We start from the raw sequence: 9219 nt of genomic DNA, 5'->3' as shown, positions 1-9219 counted from the left end.
GCTCGCCGGCGAGCTGGCCGGGCGGGGCGTGCACGGAGTCGTCCTGGCCTACGTCGACACCGCCGGGATCGGCAGGGTCAAGACGGTCCCGGTGGCGAAGCTGCCCGCGGCGGCGGCCTGGGGCGTCGGCATGTCGCCGGTGTTCGACACCTTCCTGGCCGACGACTCGATCGTCACCACCGACGTCCTCGGCTCCCCGGACGGCGACCTGCGGCTCTACCCGGACCTCGGCCGCCTCGCGGTCCTGTCCGGGCAGCCCGGCTGGGCCTGGGCGCCGGTGGACCGGATCACACAGGAGGGGGAGCGGCACCCCGGCTGCGGCCGTACCTTCCTGCGCCGGATCGTCGCGGACGCCGAACAGCACCACGGCCTGACCTTCAAGGCGGCCGTCGAGATCGAGTGGGCCGTCGGCCGGGCGAGCGCGCCGGAAGGCGAGTTCGAGCCCGCGGTGTCGGGGCCGGCGTACGGGGCGACCCGTCAGGTGGAGCTGAGCGACTTCACCGCCGACCTGCTGGCGGCCTGCGCGGCGCAGGGCCTCGACGTCGACCAGCTCCATCCCGAGTACGCCGCGGGGCAGTTCGAGATCTCGGTCGGCGCCCTGGATCCGGTGGCGGCGGCCGACCGGAGCCTGCTGGTGCGGCAGACCGTCCGGGCGGTGGCCGGGCGGCACGGGCTGAGGGTCTCGTTCGCCCCGGCCGTCCTCGCCGAGGGCGTCGGCAACGGCGGGCACGTCCACCTGTCCGCATGGCGCGAAGGGACCAACCTGCACACCGGCGGCGAGGGCCGGTACGGCATGACGGCCGAGGCGGAGTCCTTCACCGCCGGCCTGCTGGCCCGACTGCCCGCGCTCACGGCGGTGACCGCGCCGAGCCCGGCGAGTTACCTGCGTCTGAGACCCTCCCAGTGGGCCGGGGTGTTCACCGCGTGGGGCCGGGAGACCCGCGAGACCGCGCTGCGGGTCGTCACCGGAACGTTGGGCCTGCGCGACCGGGCCGCCAACCTGGAGGTCAAACCGGTCGACCTCGCGGCCAACCCCTACCTGGCGCTCGGCTGTCTGATCGCCGCCGGTCTGGACGGAATCGCGTCGTCGGCGCCGCTGCCCGAGGAGACCACCGGTGACCCGGCGCGGCTCGACGAGGCGGAGGCTTCGGCCCGTGGCGTACGGCGGCTGCCGACCTCCCTGGCGGAGGCCGTCACCGCGTTCCGCGGGGACGAACTGCTGCGCGCCGCCCTCGGACCGGTGCTCGCCGACGCGGTGATCGCCGTACGCGAAGGGGAGATCGCGGCCGTCGCCGGACTCGACGACGAGCAGGTGGCGGCGGCCTACCGGTGGAGGTACTGATGGGCGGACCAGCCGGTGCCGGGCCGGTCCACGAGGTGCTCGCCGCGCTGCCGCTGGTCGACCACCACTGCCACGGGGTCGTCACCGCCGACCTGGACCGGACGGGCCTGGAGTCCCTGCTCACCGAGGGCGAGGTGTGGCCCGGCAGCGGGATCTCGCCCTTCGACAGCCCGGCCGGCGTGGCCGTGCGCCGTCACTGCGCCCCGGTCCTGGATCTGCCGCGCCACGCCCCGGCCGGTCGATACCTGGCCCGGCGGGCGGAGTTGGGTGCCCAAGAGGTCAACCGGCGCTTCCTCGCCGCGGCGGGCACGGCCGTCTTCTGCGTCGACACCGGCTACGCACCCGACCGCCTGACCACGCCGGCGGAACTGGCCGGGGCGGCCGGCGGCGACGCGGTGGCGTACGAGGTCGTACGGCTGGAGCGCGTCGCGGAGGCCGTGGCGGCGCGGGGTGTGGGGGCGGGCGAGTACGGCGCCGCCCTCCGCGCCGCCGTGCAGGAGGCCGTGGGGCCGCCGGAGGTGGTGGCGGTGAAGTCGGTGGCCGCCTACCGCACCGGCTTCGCCCTCGACCCGAACCGCCCCTCCGAGGCGGAGGTCGCGCGGGCGGCGGCCGGCTGGCTGGCCCGCGCCGGAGATCGCCGCCTGGACGACCCGGTGCTCGTCCGGCACCTGTGGTGGACGGCCGTCGACCTCGGCCTGCCCCTCCAGCTGCACACCGGGTTCGGCGACAACGACCTGCGCCTGCACCGCGCCGACCCCGCCCATCTCACCGACTGGCTGCACCTGACGGCCGGCACGATCCCGGTCATGCTGCTGCACTGCTGGCCCTACCAGCGCCAGGCGGCCCATCTCGCGGCCGTCTTCGAGCAGGTCTACCTCGACGTCGGCCTGGCCCTGCACCACGTCGGTCCCGCCCGGGCCGGCGCGGTCCTGGCGGAGGCCCTGGAGATCACACCGTTCCGCAAGCTGCTGTACAGCTCCGACGCCTACGGTGTCGCCGAGTTCCACCACCTCGGCGCGGTGGCCTTCCGGCAGGGCCTGGCGGGGCTGTTGCAGCAGCGGGTGGACGCCGACGAGCTGAGTCTCGCCGACGCGCTGCGGATCGCCCGCTGGACGGGAGGGGACAACGCCCGCCGGGTCTACGGACTCACCGACCTCGCCACCGACCTCACCGACCCCACCGACCTCTGACGAACTGTCCGCCGGACGACCCCGAAAGTATGATCAAGCAATGTCTGACATGACCGAAACCACGCCCGGTTGGCTGACCACCGACGAACTGGAGTCGGCACGCGCCCGCATGCCGATCCTGTACGTCGAGGCGGTTCCCGTGCGCGTCGACGACAGCGGCGAAGTGACCAGCATCGGCCTGCTGCTGCGCATCGGACCGGACGGAACGGTCAGCCGGACCCTGGTCTCCGGGCGGGTGCTGCACCACGAGCGGGTCCGGGACGCCCTGCTGCGCCACCTGGAGAAGGACCTCGGGCCGGTGGCACTGCCCCGTGTGCCCGCCTCCCTGCAACCCTTCACCGTCGCCGAGTACTTCCCCACGGCCGGCATCACGCCGTTCCACGACCCGCGCCAGCACGCCGTGTCGCTCGCCTACATCGTCCCGGTCACCGGCGACTGCCGCCCCCGGCAGGACGCGCTGGACCTGGTCTGGTTCAGCCCGCAGGAGGCGGCCTCCCCGGTGGTCCAGAGCGAGATGCCGGGCGGGCACGGAGTGCTGCTCAAGCAGGCGCTCGCGCACGTCGGATACGTGTGCTGAGACGGAACCGACGCCGTTGTGTGGTGCTGAGGTTTTCTCTCGGGCAACTCCTGCACCACAACCGCCAAAACCCTGGCAAAGAGGTCTGGGAAAGCGCCATTTGATCATGCGATCGTGCCCGCCATGAGCACAGAGCACGTCCTCGACGACCGCCGTGACGGTCACCGGCCGCCCGGCCACGCCCGCGTCCGCGTGCTGGCGAACAAGGTGCCGGAGGTGACCGTCTACTTCTGGATCATCAAGGTGCTGACCACCGGCATGGGCGAGACGGCGTCCGACTTCCTGGCCCGGCTCCTCGGCCCCGTCCCGGCGGTCGCGCTCGGCGCTCTGGCCCTGGTCGCCTCGCTGGTCCTGCAGTTCGCCGTCCGCCGCTACGTGGCCTGGATCTACTGGACGGCCGTCGTCATGGTGAGCGTGTTCGGCACCATGGCCGCCGACGTCCTCCACGTCGGCCTCGGCGTCCCCTACGCCGTCTCGGCCCCCGCCTTCCTGATCGCGCTGGCCGCGGTCTTCGCCCTCTGGTTCGCCGTCGAGCGGACCCTGTCGATCCACAGTGTCCGCACCCGCCGCCGTGAGGCCTTCTACTGGGCGGCGGTCCTGGCCACGTTCGCGCTCGGCACCGCGGCGGGCGACCTCACCGCGACGGCCGGCTTCGGCTACCTCGGCTCCGTGGTGCTGTTCGCGGTGGCGATAGGCGTTCCGGCGCTCACCCACCGCGCCGGCCTGCTGGGCGCGGTGACCGCCTTCTGGACGGCGTACGTCATCACCCGCCCCCTCGGCGCCTCGATCGCGGACTGGATGGCTCTGCCGGGCGCCCGGGGAGGGCTCGATCTGGGCCTGGGCCCGGTCACCCTCTCCTGGACGGCCGCGATCCTCGCCTTCGTCGGCTACCTGGCCGTCTCGCGGGCGGACGCCCGGCCCCGGTGAGAGGTCACGGCAGCAGGCGCTGCTCCTTGGCGACGGCGACGGCGCCCGAGCGGGTGTCGACGCCGAGTTTGTCGTAGATGCGGCCCAGGTGGGTCTTGACCGTGGCCTCGCTGAGGAAGAGGGCCTTGGCGATGTCCCGGTTGGTCAGCCCGCGGGCCAGCTGGCCGAGGATGTCGCGCTCGCGGTCGGTGAGGCCGGGGCGCGGGCTGCGCATGCGGGCCATGACACGGTGGGCGACGGGCGCGGACAGGGTGGTGCGGCCGGCCGCAGCGCTGTGGATGGCCGTGAACAGCTCCTCGGGGCGCTCGGCCTTGAGCAGGTAGCCGGTGGCGCCGGCCTCGATGGCACGGGTGATGTCGGCATCGGTGTCGTAGGTGGTGAGAACCAGGACGTGGACCGCGCCCTGCGAGCCGGCGGTGATCCGCCGGGTGGCCTCCACACCGTCCATCCCGGCGCCGAGTTGCAGGTCCATGAGGACGACGTCGGGGACGAGCTTGGCGGCGAGCGCGACAGCTTCCTCCCCGCTGTCCGCCTCTCCGACCACCTCGACGCCCTCGGCGCTGCCGAGCAGGGCGCGCAGTCCGGCGCGGACCACGGCGTGGTCGTCGCACAGCACGAGCCGGACGGGCTGTGGTGTGGGGGCGGCCTGTGGCGCGGGTACGGGCTCGGGCCCCGGGTTCCCTGTCGGTTCGGCGCGGCTCATGGGGTGAGGACCTCCACGGCGAGGGGGTGGAGCGGGACAGCCGCGGACACCACGGTGCCGTCGCCGGGCGCGGACTCGATCGTGAGGGTGCCGCCCAGCTGACCGACCCTGGCGCGGATCGCGGGCAGTCCGTGTCCGCGAACCCCCTCGGCGCGTTCCGGCAGTGCGGCGGTGTCGAGACCGCGGCCGTTGTCGGCGATGTCCAGACGGACCTGGTCGCCGAGGTAGGTGAGGGTGAGGGCGGCCCGGGTCGCACCGGAGTGCTCCCGGACGTTGGCGAGGGCGCCCTGCGCGATGCGCAGCAGCGCCGACCGCACCCGGTCGGGCAACGCGTGCGGCCCCGGAGGGCCGTCGACGACGCAGGTCACGGTGCGTTCGGCCGTCGTCTCGCGGGAGGCGAGGCCGCGCAGTGCCGCCTCCAGGCTGCCGCCCTCGGCAAGGTCGGCGGGCGCGAGGTCGTGGACGAAGCGGCGGGCCTCGCTCAGGCTGTGCTCGGCGATGGAGGCGGCGCTGCGCACATGGTCCCGGGCGCGCCGCGGATCGGTCCGCCACAGCCGGTCGGCGGCCTGGAGCAGCATCCGCTGACTCGACAGGCTCTGGGCCAGGGTGTCGTGGATCTCCATGGAAAGCCGCTGGCGTTCGGCGAGGGTGCCCTCACGTCGCTCGGTGGCGGCCAGTTCGCGGCGGGTGCGCACCAGATCGTGGATCAGGGCGGCCTGGCGGGTGGCCTGCCGGTCCATGTGGGTGAAGACCGCGGTCGCCAGGACGGCCACGACCGGTGGACCGACGACCACGTCCACCTCGAGACGGTCGGAGAGGCGCAGCTGCGCGAAGACCACGAAGGCGGTGAAGAACGACACGAGCGCGTAGGCGGCGCGCGGCGGCAGGGTGCGCAGCGCGGTGTAGAAGAGGGGCACCGCGCACCAGGCGAAGCTGGGCGCCAGGCCGACCAGCACGGCCCAGACCACGACCAGCGCTCCGAGCCAGGCCATGCCGGGGGCGGAGCGGCCCGCGCCCGCCGCCGTACGGCGACCGATGACGTACAGCACGGCCAGGGCGCCGGCCAGGGCGAGGACTGCGGGCGCCTGGGGCTGGGCTCCGTGCCGCTGCACGTAGCGGGCGAGGGAGGAGCCCAGCAGCAGGAAGAACGCCAGGTGGACGACGAGCACCGGTGTGCGTGCCTCGTGGTCGGCGGCCCGGGTACCGCCCGGGGAGGTCCGGCTCCTGGACGGCATGGGCTGCTCCTCGCTGCTACCTGCCAGGCTCGGGCACCCGCTGAGCTCGGCGAACACTGTCATTCTCGCCCGGGTGCGGCGGGCTGGGTTCAACCGTTCGGATGACCCCGTCGCCGGCCGTCCTCGGCTAGGGCCCGGGCCATGACCGCCCGTAGCGGGGCCGCCTGCCGGACCAGCCGGGGCTTAAGGCCGAAGCGGCACCGCCTCCCGGATCGGCCCGGGTCCAGGCCCGGAGCGGGGCCGCCTCGCCGAACGACGTGGCAGCCGGCCGATCGGGCCGCACCCCCGGCCCCCGGGACGGCCTCACGGCCCGGCGTGGCCTCCGTGTGCCTGCCGGTGGAACTCGCGGTGCAGCTCGCGCAGCCGTTCGGACAGGGCCGGAACGGGCCCCCTCACCGGCAGGCCCGGCACCACGTCCTGGATCGCCAGGCAGCGCACCGGGGACGGCTCCACGCCCAGCTCGGCCAGCCACTCGCCGAGCTGGGCCGCCGAGTGCGCGTAGACGATACGGCCCAGACCGGCCCACCCGTGGGCGGCCGAGCACATGGGGCAGTGCTCCCCGGAGGTGTAGACGGTGGCCGCCGCCCGCTCCCGTTCGGTGAGGTGGGCGGTGGCCCAGCGAACCAGCTCGAACTCCGGGTGCCGGGTCCTGTCGGCGAGGGTGCGCACCCGATTGCGGTCCTCCGCCAGGACCTGTCCGTCTTCGCCGACCAGGACCGAGCCGAACGGCTCGTCCCCGGCCCGCAGTGCCTCGGCCGCCAGCTCCACGGCGCGTTCCAGGTGCCGCATCTCGGCGGCGGTCGGCTCGGTCGAGGTCACGGTTGCTCCTTCAGGGGGCGGTGGGGGCACCGGCGACGCGGCGCTCGCCGCCGTTGCGCTCCTGCCAGAGACGGTAGACGTCGACCGCGCCGTCGTGGGGCTCGTGGCGCATGGGCAGCCGGCGCTCGTCCCAGTTCTTGGCGAACTCGTCGTAGAAGTTGTCGAGTTCGAAGTACTTGCGGTCGTCCACGTAGTGCGGTTCGTAGGCGTCCCGGGTGGTGAGGAAGACCACCTCGTCGGGCGAGCAGTAGTACAGCGCCCCCAGGCACATCGGGCAGGGCTGGGCGAGCACGTAGATCGTGGTGCCGACCAGGTGTTCCGTGCCCAGCTTCGTGCACGCCTCGCGGATGGCGAGGATCTCGGCGTGCGCGGTGGGGTCGTTGGTCTGGGCTACCCGGTTCGGGCTCTCGGCGAGGATCTCTCCGTCCTTGACGATGACGGTCGCGAACGGGCGCCCGCCCTCGGCGACGTTGCGGCGGGCGAGGTCGACGGTGCGTCGTGCGAAGTCCATGAGGTGGTCCTTCGGTGGGGGGTGGCGGTTCAGGGGGTGGCGGTTCAGAAGGGCTTGGTGGGCAGGTACTTGCCGTCCAGGGTGATCACCGCGCGCTCGCCGCCCTCGGGGTCGGCGACCTTCTTGACGTCCAGCCGGAAGTTGATCGCGGAGATGATGCCGTCGCCGAACTGCTCGTGGACCAGCGCCTTGAGCGTGGTGCCGTAGACCTGGAGCATCTCGTAGAAGCGGTAGATCGTCGGGTCGGTCGGGATGCCGCCGGGGATGGAGCCGCGGGTCGGGATCGTCTGCAGCAGCCGCACGGCGTCGGCGTCCAGGTCCAGCAGCTCGCCGACGGCCTGCGCGGCCTGCTCGGGCAGCGCGTGCTGGCCGAGCACGGCGGCGGTGGTGAAGGCGACCGACAGACCGGCCGCGTCCGCGATCTGCTGCCAGGTGAGGTCCTTGCGGGTCTTGGTCTCGACCGCGACGGCGGCCAGGGCCTGACGGGCGGCGGGGTCGAACTGGGCGTGCACCATGAGAGTTTTTCCTTCCTGAGGACTGATTCCCGGATCACGGGTGGGTGTGTCGGAGACGGATGTACGGAAGCCGGCGGGGCGGCCCCGCGGTCAGGCCGCGGGCGCGGTGTCCCGCCCGGCCGGGTCGACGGTCTCCACCCGGCCGGTGGCGATGTCGAAGACCCAGCCGTGCAGGGTGACGTCGCCCTCGGCCAGGGCGTGGGCCACCGAGGGATGGGTGGCGAGGTTCGCCAGCTGGGCGAGCACGTTCTGGCGGACCAGCGCCGCGACGTCCCCCCGGGCGGCCGTACGGGCGCGGGAGGCGTCCGCGTGGCGCAGCCACTGGGCGAGCGTCGGCACGGCGCTCAGGTCGTGGCACTCGGCCAGCGCCGTCATGGCGCCGCAGGCGGAGTGCCCGCACACGACGATGTCGGACACCCCAAGGACGGCGACGGCGTACTCGATGCCGGCCGTCACCGCGTCGGGGCCCGGCGCGTAGGCGGGGACGAGGTTTCCGGCGGTGCGGACCACGAACAGCTCTCCCGGCTCGCTGGCCGTGATCAGCTCCGGGACCACGCGGGCGTCGGAGCAGCCGATGAACAGCGTGTGCGGCGCGTGGTGCCCGGCGAGGTGGGCGAACAGGTCCGCCTTGGCGGTGTGCACCTCCCGCTGGAAACGCGTGACGCCCTCGGCGAGGTCGTGCATGGGTCACTCCCTTCGATGGGTTCGGCCTGACCGGCTCGATGAATCCACCATGCATGGCCTGGAGCTATAGCGTCCAAGACGCAGTACTCATGACAGCTATTGCTGTCATCTATGATCGAGGCATGGGTCCGGAACTGCGTCACCTGCGCTACCTGCTCGCCGTGGCCGAGCACGGGAACTTCACCCGTGCGGCCGAGGATCTGCGCATCTCCCAGCCCACCCTCTCCCAGCAGGTCAGACAGCTGGAGCGCACCGTGGGCGTGCAACTGCTCGACCGCACAGGCCGCGGCGTCCGGCTCACCGACGCGGGCGAGACGTACGCGCGGTACGTCCGGCGAGCCCTGCGGGACCTGGCGGCGGCGCAGCGCGCGGTGCAGGACGTCCAGGACCTCTCGCGCGGTCATCTGCGGCTCGCGGTGACTCCGACGTTCACCGCGTACCTGGTGGGACCCCTGACCGCCGAGTTGTACCGCCGCCACCCCGGCGTCACCCTGGACGTCAGGGAGATGACCCAGGACCGCATCGAGTCGGCACTGCTCGCCGACGAACTCGACCTCGGCATCGCCTTCGCCGGCGACCATCTGCCCGGCCTCACCGTCACCGCCCTGTTCACCGAGACCCTCAGCCTCGTCACCGGCGACCACCGGCCCGGAGCCGGCCGGCCCCTCCCACTGCCCGTACAGGAGCTGATGGAGCATCAGCTCCTGTACGGGCAG

The 9219-nt window shown here is 73.3% G+C and carries 11 protein-coding genes; 5 read left to right on the top strand and 6 right to left on the bottom strand.

What is annotated here, in order from left to right; translation table 11 throughout:
- The 4 genes from BZY54_RS09625 to BZY54_RS09610 form a co-directional block, all read left to right on the top strand.
- A partial coding sequence (locus tag BZY54_RS09625; protein ID WP_086724518.1) for a glutamine synthetase family protein occupies positions 1–1342 on the top strand: 1342 nt, incomplete at its 5' end.
- Positions 1342–2532, top strand: coding sequence for an amidohydrolase family protein (locus BZY54_RS09620; RefSeq protein ID WP_086724516.1), 1191 nt, complete (start codon positions 1342–1344; stop codon positions 2530–2532). The genes BZY54_RS09625 and BZY54_RS09620, both read left to right, overlap by 1 nt.
- Positions 2533–2581: 49 nt before the next feature.
- Positions 2582–3109 (top strand): NUDIX hydrolase family protein, encoded by a 528-nt coding sequence (locus tag BZY54_RS09615; RefSeq protein WP_167413972.1) that lies wholly within the window; start codon positions 2582–2584, stop codon positions 3107–3109.
- 123 nt (positions 3110–3232) lie between these two features.
- Positions 3233–4036 (top strand): COG4705 family protein, encoded by an 804-nt coding sequence (locus BZY54_RS09610; protein ID WP_086724512.1) that lies wholly within the window; start codon positions 3233–3235, stop codon positions 4034–4036.
- Between the two features lie 4 nt (positions 4037–4040).
- Here BZY54_RS09610 and BZY54_RS09605 read toward each other — a convergent pair whose 3' ends face one another.
- From BZY54_RS09605 to BZY54_RS09580, 6 genes are all read right to left on the bottom strand, one after another.
- A complete protein-coding gene (locus BZY54_RS09605; protein ID WP_086724510.1) occupies positions 4041–4739 on the bottom strand; it encodes a response regulator in 699 nt (232 codons plus the stop codon).
- Positions 4736–5974, bottom strand: a complete 1239-nt coding sequence (locus tag BZY54_RS09600; RefSeq protein WP_086724508.1) for a sensor histidine kinase — start codon at positions 5972–5974, stop codon at positions 4736–4738. The genes BZY54_RS09605 and BZY54_RS09600 overlap by 4 nt, the downstream gene beginning before the upstream one ends.
- A 303-nt stretch (positions 5975–6277) precedes the next feature.
- A complete protein-coding gene (locus BZY54_RS09595; RefSeq protein ID WP_086724522.1) occupies positions 6278–6763 on the bottom strand; it encodes a nucleoside deaminase in 486 nt (161 codons plus the stop codon).
- A gap of 40 nt (positions 6764–6803) precedes the next feature.
- A complete protein-coding gene (locus BZY54_RS09590; protein ID WP_086724506.1) occupies positions 6804–7304 on the bottom strand; it encodes a nucleoside deaminase in 501 nt (166 codons plus the stop codon).
- Positions 7305–7348: 44 nt separating this feature from the next.
- Positions 7349–7819: a cyanase gene (gene cynS / locus BZY54_RS09585; protein WP_086724504.1), complete on the bottom strand. Its 471-nt coding sequence runs from the start codon at positions 7817–7819 to the stop codon at positions 7349–7351.
- A 90-nt stretch (positions 7820–7909) separates the two neighbouring features.
- Positions 7910–8503 carry a carbonic anhydrase gene (locus BZY54_RS09580; protein WP_086724502.1) on the bottom strand — a complete coding sequence of 198 codons (594 nt, stop codon included), beginning with the start codon at positions 8501–8503 and terminating at the stop codon, positions 7910–7912.
- A gap of 122 nt (positions 8504–8625) precedes the next feature.
- On the opposite strand from BZY54_RS09580, the gene cynR reads away from it, so the two are divergent.
- Positions 8626–9219, top strand: a 594-nt coding sequence (gene cynR, locus BZY54_RS09575; RefSeq protein WP_086724520.1) for a transcriptional regulator CynR, incomplete at its 3' end; no start/stop codon positions are given.

Origin of the sequence: Streptomyces carpinensis (assembly GCF_002154505.1) — a bacterium.
Classification (GTDB): domain Bacteria; phylum Actinomycetota; class Actinomycetes; order Streptomycetales; family Streptomycetaceae; genus Streptomyces; species Streptomyces carpinensis.
Note: the sequence above shows the minus strand (reverse complement) of the source record. Positions and strands in the feature narration are given on the sequence as shown.